The organism is Algoriphagus sp. SE2, from assembly GCF_039563885.1.
GTDB lineage: Bacteria > Bacteroidota > Bacteroidia > Cytophagales > Cyclobacteriaceae > Algoriphagus.
Map to the genome: position 1 here is coordinate 62,589 of NZ_JBCLWJ010000017.1, position 16,609 is coordinate 79,197.

The window sequence follows — 16,609 nt, forward strand, 5'->3', positions numbered from 1 at the left end:
TGACTTTTCACTTAGAGGCTTCAAATTGAAGCCTCTTTTTTTTTGAAAAAAACCTAAAAAGAATTAATCCGCTTAAAGGACCAATAAAGAGTAATGCTAGCATATGGTCTATTTCCAACCAATTCAGTAAATACTGACCAAATTGGATGCTTACAATACTAATTCCAAACCCTAAGCTATTCACTAGTGTCAACGCCGTTCCTCTATATTCTGCAGGTACGGATTGAGAAACAAGAGTTGAAAATTGAGGAGAATCAGCTGTGACCAAAATCCCCCAAATTAAAAGAAATGTTATCCAAATAAAATTTGAAAAATGCGGGGCAAATACTAATAATAGACAACAGATACCTGATCCCGTCAATGAAACCAAAGCCACTTTTTTACTGCCCAATTTTGAAGATATTATTCCTCCGCAGGCGCAGGAAAGTCCACCAACTGCAATGACTGAAAATGATAATAAGGAAATATGAACAGGAGAAAACTCACCTTTCGATAAATAGGTAATGACAGGTGGTACAAATGCCCAAAAAGTATATAGCTCCCACATATGCCCAAAATATCCAGATGCAGCGCTTTTCAATTCATTTATTTTACTGAGTTGAGGGAGAAGCTTGATTTCAAATTTTGGGTTTACTTTCCTGTAAGGACCATCTGGAACCAAAAATCCTATTATACCGCCACCAATAATAGCTAAGGAAGAAGTAATCCAAAAAATAACTTTCCAGGAAATCTGTAGTCCTAGTCCTTTTACTAAATGGGGAAAGGCTGTTCCTAATACTAGAGCTCCAACTAAAAATCCTAAAGCAGGCCCCAGTCCTTTTTCAAAATAATCTGAAGCAATTTTCATCCCAACTGGATAAATCCCTGCAAGGAAAAAACCTACTAAAAACCGAAATGAAAGTATAAATTCTAATTTAAACGGAAGGATTACAATAAATATGTTGGCTGAAGCAGCTAATATGGCACTGAAGAAAAAAACATCTCCCGGTGGAAACCTATCAGGAATAGCAAAAAAAGCATAAAAAAATGTTCCAATGATAAAACCTAATTGTACTGCTGATGTAATTGAGGCTATTAACTCTGGCTCTCCTAAAACAGCCCCTATTTCAGAAGCTACTGCATTACCTGCAAACCAAAGAGAAGTACCCAGAAATTGAGCAATTACGATCAATATCAGGGCACTTCTGCTGGAAATCATTTTCATGAAGCGCCAATAATGGATTTTATCTGAGTGATTTCAGCTGGTCCAAATTCCGTATTTTTTATAGCAGCAACATTATCGTCAAGCTGTTCAGGCTTTGAAACCCCAACTAGTACAGATGTGATTCTAGGATCTTTTAAGAGCCAGGCGATAGCCATTTGAGCTAAACTTTGGTCTCTTGTTTGTGCAATGTCATTTAATTTTCGAATCATCTCTATTTTTTCTGACGAGATCTGCTCGACCTTTAAATATCTTCCATCTTTTGCCGCACGTGAATCTTTCGGAATTCCCTTCAGATATTTATCAGTCAACATACCTTGTTCTAAAGGCGAAAAAGCAATACTTCCCACACCTTTTTCCTCTATAGCATCTAGAAGACCGTTTTCTACCCATCTGTCTAACATACTATATCTTGGTTGATGGATCAATAGAGGCGTTCCCATACTATTAAGGATATCGTAAGCTTTTATGGTGTCTTCCGCGCTATATTGGGAAATTCCAACATAAAGAGCCTTGCCTTGCTTGACAATTTGATCTAAAGCTCCCATAGTCTCTTCCAGTGGCGTTTCAGGATCAGGTCTATGATGATAGAAGATGTCTACATATTCTAGTCCCATTCTCTTCAAGCTTTGATCCAAGCTGGCGATTAGATATTTTTTAGATCCAAAATTTCCATAAGGGCCTGGCCACATATCCCAACCCGCCTTGCTTGAAATCAATAGTTCATCTCGATAACTTAGAAAATCCTTCTGAAATATTCTTCCGAAATTTTCTTCAGCTGATCCATAAGGAGGACCATAATTATTTGCTAAATCAAAATGGGTAATTCCCAAGTCAAAAGCTCTTCTAAGAATTTTTCTTCCTAGCGTGAAATCTGAATTGTGGCCGAAGTTATGCCAAAGGCCTAAGCTAATCTCCGGTAATTTCAATCCACTATTCCCGCAGTTTCTAAATTTCATACTGTCATACCGTTCAGCAGCAGCATGATAAGGCAATAATGGATTGTGGTCGTTTATTTTCATGGGTTTGAATTAGATTTTACAATTAATTAAGAAAAGTAAACAGTTACCAAAATAATAGAAATCATGCCCAAAACCATCAAAAGAAGGAAGCTTTTCCAGATATATGCAAACCAATCTCTATAGTTTACACCCACGGCTGCAATTACGGCCATCATTCCTCCATTTGTTGGGGTGATCAAATCCATTAACCCTGCAGGAAATTGATAACTCATTACTGCAACTAGCCTGGAAATTCCCAAAAGATCTGTTAATGGGGCGGTAATAGGGGTAGTTAGTACGGCTTGTCCTGAAGTGCTAGGTACCGGTAAATGTATGATGGCCTGAGAAATAAACATTCCAAAAGCCGCAGCATAAGTGGGCAACGATTGTAACGGTTCAAATAAGGATTGAATTAAAGGGTCTATGCTAGAAGATTGATTTAAAACAAAATAAATACTTCTAGCAAGTCCTACTATGACTCCGGCAAAAATCATTTCGGAAAAGCCCTCAGTATAGGTTTTTGCCGTGCCATTCACTCCTAATTTACCGATTAAGCCACAGGCTATTCCAACAACAAAGAATAGTCCTGACATCTGATTATAGTCCCAATCATATTTAGCTATACCCAATCCCATTACAAAAATCCCAAAAGTCATTACTATTAAAATAACTTTATGTCTACTTGAAATCGTTACCGGTTTGAAATCAGGGATATCTATTTGATCATGTTTATTCCTTCCAGTTTTAATATGAAAGATGATCCAAACCAGAATGACAACCAGTAAAGTGATGATACGGAAGGTCAATCCATAATTAAAATCAACTTCTGCAATATTGGAAGACAAAAGTCCTCCAAATGGATTAATAGGAGAGAAGGAGCCCCCGACCAATGCACAACCTAAAGTCAAGGCCACGATGGATCTTTGGTCATAATGAAGCTTCTTAGAAAGTAGAATTAGAATTGGGGCCATTGCAATTAATTCTTCTTGCATGGCTATCGTAGCCCCGCAAATGCTAAATAGTAATCCAATTAAAAACAATAATAAAAAATGGCTTTTCCGAAAGGTATAGATCAACGATTCGATTCCTACTTGTAATGCTCCCGTTTTTTCAATCACATAAAAGGCTCCTCCAATTAAAAGAATCAAAACCAAAATGTCTGCACCTTCAATAAGACCTTCAGGAATAGATAGAACTATTTCACTGATGCTTGTATTTTGATCTTCGATAGTATGAAAACTTCCAGGGACCACTACATCTCTTCCTGTTTTTTCATCAAATTGCCTTTCGTATTCTCCGGATTGAATGAAGTAAGTGAAAATCCCTGATAGAACTACAAATATCAACATGATAATCAAAGGATGCGGGAAGGACTTTTTCATATGTTCGATTATTTTGTGGGTGTTAAAACTTGAAGTACCTGGCTTAGAATTTTTGTTCTAAATCCCTTTGTATCTCTTGCATTTGAAAAAAGAATGATTCCTATCTTTTTTTGAGGTGCGAAAAGTAATAATGAACTATATCCCGCTTGGCCTCCAAAATGACCTAACCATGATTCATCATTAACCTTAATTTCCTGGAAACCCATTGGAAGATTACTTTTAGTTGGGTTTAACCACCTTAATTCGTTTTGAAAAATCCCCATTTCTCCTCTTAAAAGATGTATCATGAAAAGATTCATTTCTCCAATAGATGTTATGAGTCCTGATGAAGGAGAGGGCAGTCTTTCAAATTTTAATTTTTTAGGTTGGATTCTTTTCCAAACAAAGGTCTCTTGGTAGCCTGTCATTGAATTGTTTTTTTCCGGCCATGCTTTTGTAAAATATGAATTCACCATACCTGCAGGGAGAAGGACATTTTCTTTTAAATACTTTTCAAAAGGAAGATTTGCAGATTGCTGCAGTAAATATCCTAACAAATCAAAATTGATATCTGAATATGTATAAAATAGCGAATCAGGTTTTTTATAATCGGATTTCAATATTTCATTTCCAAATTCATCTAAAGAGATGCTAGAGCGAAAAAAAATAATTTTTTCTATTAATCCCGGATTTTGGATTCCTGAAGTATGTCTTAAGAGATTTTCTATTTTGAGTTGACCGATTTCTGATTCTGGATCTTTTGGTGACTTTATCATTGAAATTAAGTCCTTAGAAACGATTCCTTTTGATGACCAATGATTTGCTGAAGCAATCGCCGTCAAAATCTTTGAGATAGAAGCGATTGGGAATTGACTATCTGTAGAAAATGAGTCCAATGGTTCTAAGCTTTGAAAACCAAAGGAATTCTGATATATGATTTTCCCTTCTTTTACAATACCCAGTCCTATTCCTGGTAAGGTATATTCAACGATTGATTTTTGAAGAATAGAATCAATTTTATCTGAAAATTGTTGAGAATTCTTAACCTGGACTATCTTTATTTTGGGAAAACTATTCCACCAATCAAGAAATAAAAAAAGTACGAACCAAACTCCTAGAATTGTCAGGAAAATATTCAACTTCTTATTCATATTCAGTCCTTTAACTTCATTTTATTAAAGATTTGTGATATGAATTAGATTTCTAATAAAGCCGGTTTTAATCAATATTTTATTGCTAGATGAATTCAAATTTATTTTTTCTCAAAATATGAAAAATCAAAATCCAAATTCTTTCTATCCCAATCTAATACTTTACAAGCTGCTTCGTAACTGCTTTGGAGGAATAATAGAAGCTTTTCTGAGGGATTCTCTGCATTTTGAATATCACTATATTTCAACATAAATTCACCCATTTCGTCATTCCAAAAAGATTCATTAGGCAATATATTTTGATCCTTAAAAGCTGGATCATTTGGATATATATAAGAATAAAATACAGGCGTTGGAAAAGCAACACTACCTGGCCAAAAGCCAAAACTGCAAACTTCATGTGAGTAGGCTTCTTGCATGACTTCTAGTGGAATATTTGGCATTTCCCCCTGAAATTCTGGAGCTTTTTTTCCTGAAAATCTAGTGTATGCCAAATCGAATGAGCCCCAAAAGAAATGAATCGGGCTATGTTTTCCAGTAAACTTACTTCTAAAAGTCACGAAGACATTTTGGATTTGAACCAATACTTTCCAGAAAGTTTGAGCCTGATTCGCTTGGTATGGAATTCTTTTAGTGTTCTTAATAAATGGGATAGCTCCATGTATTTCGTTCGGCATTCCATGAATTTTGACTGCAATTCCCAAAAACTTAAGTTTTTCCATTAGCATTTCATAAAAACTAGCTACTGTTTGTCCACCCAAAGGGAACCTGTCTCTTGTTCCTGAGCTAGTTTTAATTTTCAGTTCATGATGATTAAAATCAAACATGATTTCAAATAGTCCGTTTTCATAAGGGATGACCCCAGTGGTTAATCCTTGATGGTCAACATACAGTGAAACGTGCCAAGAATGGTTTTGCCAAGGGGATTTTTTAAGTCGTACTTTTCCTACGATTTGTGTCCATTGATGAAGTAACGTAATTGTATCCTTACAATCATCATATTGAAAAACAGGCCATGTTGACTTTTTAGATGCCATAGTAAAAATTTTTATTCAAGATATGAATTTGGAAAATCGGACTGCTATAATTCTCCTAAAATAATACTTTCTAAAAGCTTCAGTCCTTCACTTGCTTTTTTTTCTATAAAAATCATATCATTGGATAAATGATAGTTGGGTTTTTGTAGATCCACGATAAATTTTTTTGCTTCATTCGGAACATAATTTATTAGACCAGCAGCAGGATAGACTTGGAGAGAAGTTCCAACTACCAAAAAATAATCAGCTATTCCAGCAAATTGGATAGCATCATCCATTTTAGGTACAGGCTCTCCAAACCAGACAATATGGGGTCTTAGTTGGCTTCCAAGTTCGCAGCACTCTCCTTCTTTAATTTCCCATCCTTTAATGGGGTATATCAATTCAGGGTTAATACCGCTCTGGGCTTTTGATAATTCTCCATGTAGATGAATTACTTGGGAGGATCCGGCACGCTCGTGCAAGTCATCTACATTCTGGGTAATTATGGTTACATCCATTTGTTCTTCCAAATTCGCTAATATTCTATGAGCTTCATTCGGTTGACATTCCTGAGCTTGTTTTCTCCTTTTATTATAGAATTCCTGAACTAATTTTTGATTTTTTCTCCATCCTTCAGGTGATGCAACTTCCAAAATATCATGATTTTCCCATAAGCCATTACTATCCCTAAAGGTCTTTATTCCGCTTTCTTGCGAAATTCCAGCTCCTGATAAAACCACTAACTTTTTTTTATTCATCCTTAACCTCTGCTATTTTAAGAACCACATATAAATTGCATGCTTGTAATTATTGATTGCTAGACTTGATGGGTACATAGTCCCAAGGCATTAAATCTCCAACTCTTTCCCAAGCCATGTATCCCTCAACCAATAAGCCAAAAGGATCATCAGCTGTACCACTAAAAAATATTTCTAAGTCAGGAACACTGATGGTTACCTTCGAAATTTGATTTTTTTTATTCTGGGTTCCTATAGTTCTGGGATATTCCCTTGCCATTGGCTCCCTGGTATATGTAACTTGAAATTGGTCTTTATATTTTAATAATACCCTACCATCTTCATTCCTGATTAAAAGAGTTTCAGGGTCTAGTTCGGCTTCTTCTACTTTTTCAATTTCATCTTCAAGATCAGCTTTTGATAATACGTTAATTTGAATAGAATCCCTGATTATTTGGCTCTTAATAGTTCTAAAAATTGATCTCGCCTCTTCAAATTGCTTCTTTGTAGGTTTTTCAGGGTTTGGGATTTTAATAATCCGCTTAATGATAAAACCCTCATCAATCGAATTTCCTTGATATAATGAATGGATAAAGTGCTGTAAACTTCCTTGATAGGCTGCATCTCTATTTTTTTCGATTTTCTTTTCCTTTGATAAAGAAAGGTCTTTGTAAGGTATGAAAAACGGATACCCTTTGTAGTAAATAGTTTTGTTCTCAATATCATATCGGAATTCCTCGAGTGAAAATTCCAATTCATACCCTAGGTTGGGATTATCAAGTTTTAATATATTTCTCGCTTGCGCCTGAAGCAAGTTAGGTACTGTTTCGGAATCCAAAATCAAATCCTCCTCATTTTCAATACTAACAGCACGCCCATTTTTAGATGTCCCAAAAAACAATTCCTTGAATTTTTCAAAATTTTTGTACCAAACAGGGTCTCGCTCTCTTTCTACCTCTACCTGTTCTAGTTCTTGATCCGAAGTTAGTAATTGGATTTTGTATCCTTTTGCAGGAAGAGAATTCGTATTTACAGTAAAGGTGACTGGTTCATATCCGAGCATTCTAACAATTACATCATATTGCCCATCTGGTATTGAAAGGCTAAATTGCCCGTTTTTATCAGCGGTAATACCTAAAGTAGTATTTATTAAAAACACACTTGCAAATGGAACAGGAATTTCGGTTTCTTCTTCTGTAACCCTTCCTTTTAAAATATTTTCGGCAAACACATTTGGTTTTAAAACGAATAAAAAAAAGACCAAAAACAGGTTTAAAATGACTGATTTTGGTCTCTTTATAAAATTCATAAATGCTGATTTTAGACTAAACGATCTTAAGTCTTCTTTTTTGAAAATCTCCCTTTCTTTTTAGGCTCCGGTTGATTCTCTATGATATGCATAGTCTCCTCATAAGTAAGGTCTTCAGCGACCTTGTCTTTAGGGATTTTATAATTGTTTTTACCCATTTTAATATAAGGCCCCCATCTTCCATTCAATACTTGGATTTCCGGGTTTTCATCAAATGATTTGATGTGTTTCTTAGCATCAGCTTCTCTTTTGTCTTTTATCAGCTGAATAGCTTCTTCCTCGTTGATACTTAGAGGATCCTGCTCTTTGCCTAAAGAGAAAAAGGCACCATCGTGTCTGATATAGGGACCAAATCTACCAATTGCAGCAACCATTTTTTTATCTTCAAATGTACCTACTTCCCTTGGAAGTTTGAAAAGCTCTAAAGCCTCTTCCAAAGTGATATTTTCGATGAACTGTCCTTTTTTCAGACTTGCAAATTGTTTGTCTTCATCTTCGCTATCCCCGATTTGTACAAGTGGACCAAATTTTCCCAATCGAGCTATAATTGGCTTTCCATTCTCCGGATGAACTCCAATTTCTCTACTCGTATTAATATCCTGTCTTGAAACTTGTTCTGTCTCTTCTACGCTCTTGTGGAAGTTACCATAAAAAGAGTCAATCATATCCTGCCATACTTGACCTCCGGTGGCGATATCATCAAACTCCTTTTCAACCCGAGCTGTAAAATTGAAATCAATAACATTTGGAAAATGCTCAACTAGAAAATCATTCACAACCATTGCTATATTGGTTGGGAATAGTTTCTGTTTTTCTGCTCCTGTTATTTCAGTTTTTATTTCGTCGTTGAATTTTCCTGATGAAATACTCATTTCTACATATTTTCTCGGAGTACCATCTCTGGACTCTTTGATAACGTATTCCCTTTTTTGAATTTAGAAATAGTGGGGGCATAAGTAGAAGGTCGCCCTATACCTAACTCTTCTAATTTTTTCACCAAAGAGGCTTCCGTATAACGAGGGGAAGGTCTGGTAAATGTCTCCTTTCCTCTCATTTGCTGTAAAGCAAGTTCTTGCCCTATATTCAAAGGTGGAAGTAGGGATTTGTTTGTATCATCTTCCTCTTCCGGCTCATCATCGGTATCTTCTAAATATACTTTTAAGAATCCATCAAATTTGATGATTTCTCCAGTGGCTATTAGATTTAAATCAGAATTAGAGATATCAATAGTGATAGTAGTTTTCTCAAGTTCTGCATCAGACATCTGTGATGCGATTGCTCTTTTCCAGATCAATTCATAAAGCCGCTGTTCATTTCTATCTCCACTGATATGGTTTACAGAGAAATCAGTAGGTCTAATTGCCTCATGGGCCTCTTGAGCACCTTCTGATTTTGTGGCGTATTTTCTGGATTTATGATAATTTTCTCCATAAGAATTATGAACCGCGTTCTTCGCAGAATTCATAGCATCATCAGAAAGATTGACACTGTCTGTACGCATGTATGTGATTTTCCCAGCTTCATAAAGCTTTTGCGCTACAGACATGGTTTGTGCTACAGAGAAATAAAGTTTTCTACTAGCCTCTTGTTGGAGAGTAGATGTTGTAAAAGGAGCAGCTGGAGATTTTTTTCCTGGTTTCTTTTCTAGATTCCCAACTGAAAAATCTGCTTTTAAACAGGATTTGAGAAAAGTCTCCGCCTGTTCTTTTGTTTCAAACTTTTTAGGCAGCTCCGCTTTAAATGTTTTTCCTTCAACTTCAAAGATCGCCGAAATCTTAAAGCTTGATTTAGAGTTGAAATGCTCAATCTCTCTTTCTCTATCAACTATTAGACGTACAGCTACAGATTGTACCCTTCCAGCTGAAAGTCCAGTTTTAATTTTCTTCCAAAGGATTGGGGATAGCTCAAAACCCACCAGTCTATCAAGGATTCTTCTTGCCTGCTGTGCATTGACTAAATCAATATCAATTCCTCTAGGGTTTTCAATTGCTTTTGAAATTGCATTCTTTGTGATTTCTCTAAATACAATTCTCTTGGTTTGCTCATCCTTTAGTTTCAAAACCTCTTTTAGATGCCAGGAAATAGCTTCTCCTTCACGGTCATCATCACTGGCAAGGAATACCATTTCTGAATCCTTAACCAATGCTTTCAAATTTTTGATCACTTCCTTTTTATCAGCTGTAACCTCATAAGTAGGTTCGAATCTGTTTTTGACATCAATTGCTTTATCTCCTTTTGGGAGGTCTCTCACGTGCCCATAGCTGGAAACAACCTTATAATCGCTACCTAAATAACCTTCTATGGTTTTAGCTTTGGCTGGGGACTCGACAATGACAAGGTTTTTCGACATAAAAATCAATTTTTTTTGGGCTGTTATGCCCGATTTGGATTGCTAAAAATAGATGGCATTGTTTTTTGATCCAAATAAATAAAAATTCATTCCCTCTAATTGGAGGGATTTTTGATAAATAATTTGTCTAATAAAGTCATTTAATCCAATCACTATGAAGCAATTATTTTTATTAAGACATGGAGAAGCAGGATTTTCTGAAGGAACGGATTTTCAAAGGCAATTGACTAAAAAAGGGATTGAAAGGTTAACTAGGATGGGGGCAGAACTAAAAAGCAGATCTTTTTCTGTGGATTTGATGTACTGTTCTACTGCACGAAGAACCATGGAAACTTCCTCTATTATCCATAATTATTTAATAATTAAAGAAGAAATTTTTTTAAAGGAGATATATGGGGGCAATCTTGGGGATTTGATTCAATTGTTAGAAAATGTTCCATTTCAGGCTAATTCTTGTTTGATCATTGGACATAATCCAATCCTGAGCCTTTTGGTTGCGCATCTTTCTGGAGAAAATTATATTAATCTGCAGCCTGGTATGCTTGCCTATTTACAGCTGGAAATTGATGATTGGAGATTGATTGGTTTAAATTCTGGAATACTGAAGGAGATTTTTCAATAAAACCCAATTTGTTATTCTTTGTCTTTTCAAAGGCGGGTTAATAAAAACCTAATTTTTAATTTTTTACATAAAAATGAAAAACCTGTATTTTATTTTAAACCTAATTTATTTACATTAACAAAAATTTAGGAAGAATAGGGTTTGATTTAAACCATGTTTTAGATTTTACTTTATTTCTGATTTTTAATGATAAACCCACCCAATACTATTGATCATTTTTACCGATCAGTAACAATAGCCTAAGGAAAGCGAAACTCGCTTTGATTAAATAGTAACAAACAGTAAGGGGTACCCCCTTCATTATCCTTAGAAGAATTATCTATCCTAACCATTAAAATTATGTTGAAATCGATGAATAGAAGAGATTGGATGAAAACGAGCTTGCTATCAGCGGGTTCATTATTAGCTGCTCCATCATTTGCACTTCCAAAGAAAGCTGTCAATTCAGCATTTTATTATTCTCCAGAAAGTATTCTAGGGGAATATTTACCGGATTTCCCTATCGCTGAACCTAAAATGGTTGCAAGATTAAATGCTAACGAAAATCCATATGGACCAGCTCCTCAAGTTATAAAAGCAATTGGTGAGGCTGCTAGTATGGGGAATCGTTATGCACATGCAGATGCAAATACACTGATATCAATGATTGCAGAAAAAGAGGGTGTAACTCCAGACCATATCATGTTAGGCCCTGGTTCTACCGATCTTTTGGAAAAAGTAGCGATTACACGATTCAAAAATGGAGGGAATATTATTGCTGCCGATCCTTCTTACATGTCTTTAATCAATACGGCGCAAGCAATGGGAGGAACTTGGAAACCTGTTCCATTGACAGCAGATTATGCTCATGATTTAGTGGGAATGGAAAATGCAATTGAAGCGGATACAAAACTGATCTATGTATGTAACCCAAATAATCCTACTGGATCAATTACCAATGCCGAGGAATTGAAGAAGTTCTGTATTAGTGCTTCAGAAAAAACTCCAATTTTTGTTGACGAGGCCTATTTGGAGTTTTTAGAAAACCCAAAATCCCAAAGTATGGTAGGTTTGGTTGCCGAAGGAAAAGATGTGATCGTTGCAAGGACATTTAGCAAGATCCATGGAATGGCAGGGTTGAGAATTGGCTATATCGTTGGTACTCCTGAAAGAATAGAAAGCATTACAAGCATGGTAAGAAGTACCATGGGACTTTGCTCCACCTCATTAAAGGGTGCGATTGCCAGTATGAAGGAAAACCAATTTATGGGAGAATGTAGAGGATATAATTCAGAGTGCAGAGAATTCACAAAAAATGCCATCTCCTCTCTAGGTTATGACATAATTCCATCTTATACCAGCTTTATGATTTTCCCAATTGATATGGATGGTAAGTCATTTTTAAAGTCAATGTATGATTCTGGGGTGGGTATTAGAGTATTTGATATTTATGATAAGCCTTGGTGCAGGGTAAGTATGGGGACTAAAACAGAAATGGAAATTTTTGTCGAGACCTTCAAGAGGGTAACAGCTTAAGAATTTAGAATATGCCCTTAGCCTTACAAAAGACTTGCTCATTTCTATTACTCATTCTGATTGGCTTTTTGCTGAAAAACAGATTGATAAAGGATGATCATAAAAAAGGCCTAAAAACTACTATTCTTGATTTGGCTTTGCCAGCCATGATTTTCGTTGCCTTGTTGAAAATTGAGGTAGATACTGAATTAATGTTTCTGCCACTTTTGATTTTGATTTGGAACGTGACTATGTTTCTTACAAGCAAATTCATGTTGCCTTTATTAGGGTTTAGGAAGGATAGTTCCGAAACCAGAACTTGGCTTTTAATGATTCCTTCTTTAGCACCTGGATTGTCCTGTTTTCCATTCTTGGTGGAGTATTTAGGAGATGATGCCTTGGCTTGGGGAGCTTTGGGAGATATTGGAAACAAGGTATATGTCTTGATATTTTCTTATTTGCTGGCCATGAATTGGTATTACAATCATTTTAAAATGGGGTCAAGATCTAATGGGCAAAAAGTAAAAGAGTTGTTTTTATCGATGTTTAAAGAGCCTATCAATCTAGTAATCATAGTTGCTTTAGTACTATTGGCTTTAGGCTTTCAACTTCAAAATCTTCCTGGCTTTATTGGAGAATCAGTTTTGATGCTTAAAGATATTATGACTCCCTTAGTGCTCTTATTTATTGGTGTTTCGGTGATACTTAAGTGGAGTCAAATTCAGACCATTGCTTCTGTATTGATCTTAAGAGCCGGCTTTAGTTTAGTGCTTAGTGGAGGATTTGTAGCGCTTTTTGATTTGCCAAATGAAGCGGCTGTTCTTTTAGCTGTTGTATTTCCATTATCAGCATGCTCATTTTGGCCATTTGCGCATATGTCTGCTATTCGTCAATTGGAAAGAGACAAGGGTGTAGACTCTGAGAAAGGAACATTCGATTTGGATTTAGGAATAAATATATTGGCAGTTTCACTCCCTTTTAGTACTGCCTTGATTTTAGGTGTATTTAGCTCGGGAGCATATTTTACTGTGCCAAGCCATTTATTCATTATTGGTGGGGCAATGATATCGCTTCCGATATTGCCCAGAGTCATTTCTTGGTTTAGGAATATAGAAATTGATATTCCTTTTTTAGAGGAAAAGAATTTAAAAGATAGTTCTGCTGAAAGCAGATAATAAAAATGGGTTTGATTATTGATTAAAATGCAAAAAACCTGAGATGTCTATCTCAGGTTTTTTTTGATTTCTATAATTCTTAAAAATCGGTGCTTTTTCCATCTAAATTCAATTCTTTAATCCAAATATTCCTGTAATAGACATCATGCCCTTCTGCTTGAAGTTTTAAACCTCCTGGTCTATCTGTAATTCCTTTACCTCCATCGTTACCTCCATCCATTCCGGAGTTTGGCCCTCCCCAAACTTGTTGAATAGGCTGGTCCTCATGAATTTTTACCCCATTGAAGTATATAGTTACCCGGGCTTTTTCAGTCAATACTCCATTTTCGAATCTTGCAGCCTTAAAATTTATATCATAAGCATTCCACTTCCCAGTTCCATTGTATTCATCTGAAGTAGGTATTTGTTCGTTGATAATAGCGGCCATCCCATGGTTTGTATTATCTCCATCAAGAATTTGGATTTCGTATCGGTTCTGTAAATATACTCCGCTGTTTCCTCCGGGCTCTTTGACTAAGAATTCTACATGAGCTCGAAAGTCTCTATATTCTTTCTTTGTTACTATATCTGCTGCTCCATATTTTCCTCCGGCTCCTGCAGGATCATTGCTGCTAATCACAGGACCCCCATCAATTGGATCCGTTGCTGAAGGCCATTTTATTGGCATGGAACTAGAAAATCTTGGTCCTTCCCAATACTTCCAATTTTTATGAAGCATTTTCTCAGTTCCGTCAAGCATTAATTTCGCACCTTTAATTGGTTTAACACCAACTCCTGTTTGAGAATAACCAGAAATGGAGATTGTAAAAAGTATAGCTACTAATAAGCTGATTTTTAGAATGGAATATTCTGTGTTTAGTTTTTGGAACATAGATTTTGGGCTTTTTTTATTTAAAATAAACGTAAGAAATACGCTGGTTACGAAAATTAGCTATTTTTAATCATTCAATTTTTATCAAACAAAATTTTATATCAGAGAAAAACTATTCTGATTTAGCTTTACTGTTGTAAAAGGTAAAGTAATAAGTAAAAAATTCCAATATGAAATGGCAAGGAAAAAGACAAAGTAGTAATGTAGATGATAGAAGGCGCCAAAGTGGTTCTGGGATGGGTGGAGGAGGTTTTAATCCCTTGTTGATTGGACCATTGTTGAAAATTTTATTTTCTAAAACTGGTTTAATCATAATCGGAATATTGGTGGTTTTTTCAGTTGCCACTGGAACGAATCCATTAGCGCTCATCGGTGGAATGATGGGTGGTGGAGGTCAGGGTTTTACCACAGAATCTAATTATCAGCCGACTACGGAAGAAGATAGACTGGCAGAATTTTGCTCAACGGTATTAGCCGATACAGAGGACGTTTGGAATCAGGAGCTCGATAATTACAGGAACCCAACTTTGGTTTTATTTACTAATTCAGTTTCCTCTGCCTGTGGAAATGCTTCTTCGGCAACTGGGCCATTTTACTGCCCAGCGGATGAAAAATTATATCTTGACATTAGTTTTTTTGAAGACATGGAACGGAAGCTAAATGCTCCAGGTGATTTTGCTCAAGCCTATGTTATTGCCCATGAGGTAGGTCACCATATTCAGAAAATAATGGGGATTACAGATCAGATTCATAGTCTACGAGGAAATGTAAGTGAGAAGGAGTATAATCAATACTCTGTTAGATTAGAATTACAGGCTGACTTCTTAGCTGGTGTTTGGGCGCATTTCAGTCAAGAATCAAGTGGTTGGTTGGAAAAAGGTGATTTAGAAGAAGCATTAAATGCTGCGAATGCCATTGGGGATGATAGATTACAAAAACAAGCTGGTGGTAGAGTAGTACCTGATTCATTTACACATGGCACTTCTGCACAAAGAATGAAATGGTTTAAAAAAGGGTTTGATACAGGAGATATAAGTCAGGGTGACACGTTTAGTGCTTCTGATTTATAAAAGATAATTACCAGATTCCAAAAACTGCCCCTATACTTTTAAGCCCGAGAACCAAGGTAATTAACCAAATTGCCAAATAAAGAATATTTGCTCTTAGGCTGCTTTTCAGATCGCCCATAATTGATTTTTGAGCTCCTATCCAAATAATCCAGCCACTAATGAGAGGTAATAAAATTCCATTAGCAAGCTGAGAAAGCGTGATTAATTGAACGGGTTTAATACCAAAGGATGCGAATATCAACCCTAAGAGTAAGACCACACTCATGGATCTTCGCATGGAAGTTGATTTTAGATCTTGACTCCAGCCCGCAATTCCACAAACAACCAATCCCGCTGCAAGAGGAGCAGTAAGAGAAGAGGTAAGTCCAGCTGCTAAAAAACCAATTCCCATTAAATACTTGGCTAGAGACCCAAAATAGGGTTCCAGACCTTTGGATACATCAATAGCATTATTGACTTCGCTACTGGTATTAGCAGCTCCAACCATCAAAATAGCCATTGAAACTATACCTCCTAAGATTACAGATATACCTATATCTTTTCTCATCCATGATATGCCATCTGATTTTTTCCAACGTTTATTGGCCAAACTTGCATAGAGAAATAAATTATAAGGGACTACTGTGGTGCCGATTAGTGAAACAATGGTTAGAAATTCTTTATTATTCCATGAAGGGATAAAACCTTCTAAAACTCTTGTCCAGTCAGGCTTCGTAAGAAATGCAGTTATTGTAAATGCTATAGACATCAAAATAACTAAGGCTACTAATAACTTCTCAAGACTTTTGTAGTTTCCAAAGTATAATAAGATGAAAGCAATAGCTCCTATAAGGAAGTTTCCCGTTTGAATATTTATAAATCCTATTTTGAAGACCGGCGACTTCCAGAAAATTTCTAGCCCAAGGTTAGCTCCTGTGATATTGCCTGATTCATATGCTGCGTTACCAAGTACAATGGCTAATAAAACCAAAACCATAGATGCATATTTGAAGAAAAGATTTGATTTTCCTTTTCTAAGTAATTGGCTCAAATCTTGTCCAGTGCTAATGCCTATTCTCCCAGAGATTTCCTGAAGGGTAAGGGTTGCGCAAATGGATAAGACCAAAGCCCAAAGTAAAGAGTAACCAAAATTAACACCTGCCAGTGTACAAACTGTTACTGTACCTGGTCCTATGAAGGCTGCAGCAATGACCGGGCCTGGACCTAGGTTTCTTAAAAAGTTTCTATATGACAATTTCTATTTTTTTA

At 36.0% G+C, this 16,609-nt stretch carries 13 protein-coding genes and 1 pseudogene; 4 read left to right on the top strand and 10 right to left on the bottom strand.

The genetic code is table 11. From position 1 onward, the window contains the following. Positions 1–7: 7 nt before the first annotated feature. The 8 genes and pseudogenes from AAGF08_RS17285 to topA all read right to left on the bottom strand — a co-directional run bounded on the left by AAGF08_RS17285 (position 8) and on the right by topA (position 10,129). Positions 8–1,204: an MFS transporter gene (locus tag AAGF08_RS17285; protein WP_343512591.1), complete on the bottom strand. Its 1,197-nt coding sequence runs from the start codon at positions 1,202–1,204 to the stop codon at positions 8–10. Beyond that, positions 1,201–2,223 carry an L-glyceraldehyde 3-phosphate reductase gene (mgrA, locus tag AAGF08_RS17290; RefSeq protein ID WP_343512593.1) on the bottom strand — a complete coding sequence of 341 codons (1,023 nt, stop codon included), beginning with the start codon at positions 2,221–2,223 and terminating at the stop codon, positions 1,201–1,203. The genes AAGF08_RS17285 and mgrA overlap by 4 nt, the downstream gene beginning before the upstream one ends. A gap of 26 nt (positions 2,224–2,249) precedes the next feature. After that, positions 2,250–3,584 carry a YfcC family protein gene (locus tag AAGF08_RS17295; RefSeq protein WP_343512594.1) on the bottom strand — a complete coding sequence of 445 codons (1,335 nt, stop codon included), beginning with the start codon at positions 3,582–3,584 and terminating at the stop codon, positions 2,250–2,252. Positions 3,585–3,592: 8 nt separating this feature from the next. After that, positions 3,593–4,714, bottom strand: a complete 1,122-nt coding sequence (locus tag AAGF08_RS17300; protein WP_343512595.1) for a serine hydrolase domain-containing protein — start codon at positions 4,712–4,714, stop codon at positions 3,593–3,595. A 101-nt stretch (positions 4,715–4,815) separates the two neighbouring features. Further along, the gene (locus tag AAGF08_RS17305) at positions 4,816–5,751 is read right to left on the bottom strand and encodes a DUF5996 family protein (protein ID WP_343512596.1); all 936 of its coding nucleotides are present in this window, start codon (positions 5,749–5,751) and stop codon (positions 4,816–4,818) included. A gap of 44 nt (positions 5,752–5,795) precedes the next feature. Continuing rightward, positions 5,796–6,491 carry an NAD-dependent deacylase gene (locus tag AAGF08_RS17310; RefSeq protein WP_343512598.1) on the bottom strand — a complete coding sequence of 232 codons (696 nt, stop codon included), beginning with the start codon at positions 6,489–6,491 and terminating at the stop codon, positions 5,796–5,798. Positions 6,492–6,540: 49 nt separating this feature from the next. Next, on the bottom strand, positions 6,541–7,779 hold the full coding sequence (locus AAGF08_RS17315) for a carboxypeptidase-like regulatory domain-containing protein (protein ID WP_343512599.1): 1,239 nt from the start codon (positions 7,777–7,779) through the stop codon (positions 6,541–6,543). A 26-nt stretch (positions 7,780–7,805) separates the two neighbouring features. Then, positions 7,806–10,129: pseudogene (topA, locus tag AAGF08_RS17320) on the bottom strand (type I DNA topoisomerase). A gap of 154 nt (positions 10,130–10,283) precedes the next feature. Here topA and AAGF08_RS17325 point away from each other — a divergent pair. The 3 genes from AAGF08_RS17325 to AAGF08_RS17335 all read left to right on the top strand — a co-directional run bounded on the left by AAGF08_RS17325 (position 10,284) and on the right by AAGF08_RS17335 (position 13,420). Further along, positions 10,284–10,751, top strand: a complete 468-nt coding sequence (locus AAGF08_RS17325; RefSeq protein ID WP_343512600.1) for a histidine phosphatase family protein — start codon at positions 10,284–10,286, stop codon at positions 10,749–10,751. A gap of 351 nt (positions 10,752–11,102) precedes the next feature. Next, positions 11,103–12,266, top strand: coding sequence for a histidinol-phosphate transaminase (locus AAGF08_RS17330; protein WP_343512601.1), 1,164 nt, complete (start codon positions 11,103–11,105; stop codon positions 12,264–12,266). A gap of 11 nt (positions 12,267–12,277) precedes the next feature. Beyond that, a complete protein-coding gene (locus AAGF08_RS17335; RefSeq protein WP_343512602.1) occupies positions 12,278–13,420 on the top strand; it encodes a permease in 1,143 nt (380 codons plus the stop codon). Between the two features lie 79 nt (positions 13,421–13,499). Here AAGF08_RS17335 and AAGF08_RS17340 read toward each other — a convergent pair whose 3' ends face one another. Continuing rightward, entirely contained in the window at positions 13,500–14,291 is a 792-nt protein-coding gene (locus tag AAGF08_RS17340) for a DUF1080 domain-containing protein (RefSeq protein WP_343512603.1), read from the bottom strand. 170 nt (positions 14,292–14,461) lie between these two features. Here AAGF08_RS17340 and AAGF08_RS17345 point away from each other — a divergent pair, with 170 nt between their 5' ends. Next, positions 14,462–15,361 (top strand): neutral zinc metallopeptidase, encoded by a 900-nt coding sequence (locus AAGF08_RS17345; protein ID WP_343512604.1) that lies wholly within the window; start codon positions 14,462–14,464, stop codon positions 15,359–15,361. 7 nt (positions 15,362–15,368) lie between these two features. On the opposite strand, the gene AAGF08_RS17350 is transcribed toward AAGF08_RS17345, so the two are convergent. After that, a complete protein-coding gene (locus tag AAGF08_RS17350; protein ID WP_343512605.1) occupies positions 15,369–16,595 on the bottom strand; it encodes an Nramp family divalent metal transporter in 1,227 nt (408 codons plus the stop codon). Between the last annotated feature and the right edge of the window lie 14 nt (positions 16,596–16,609).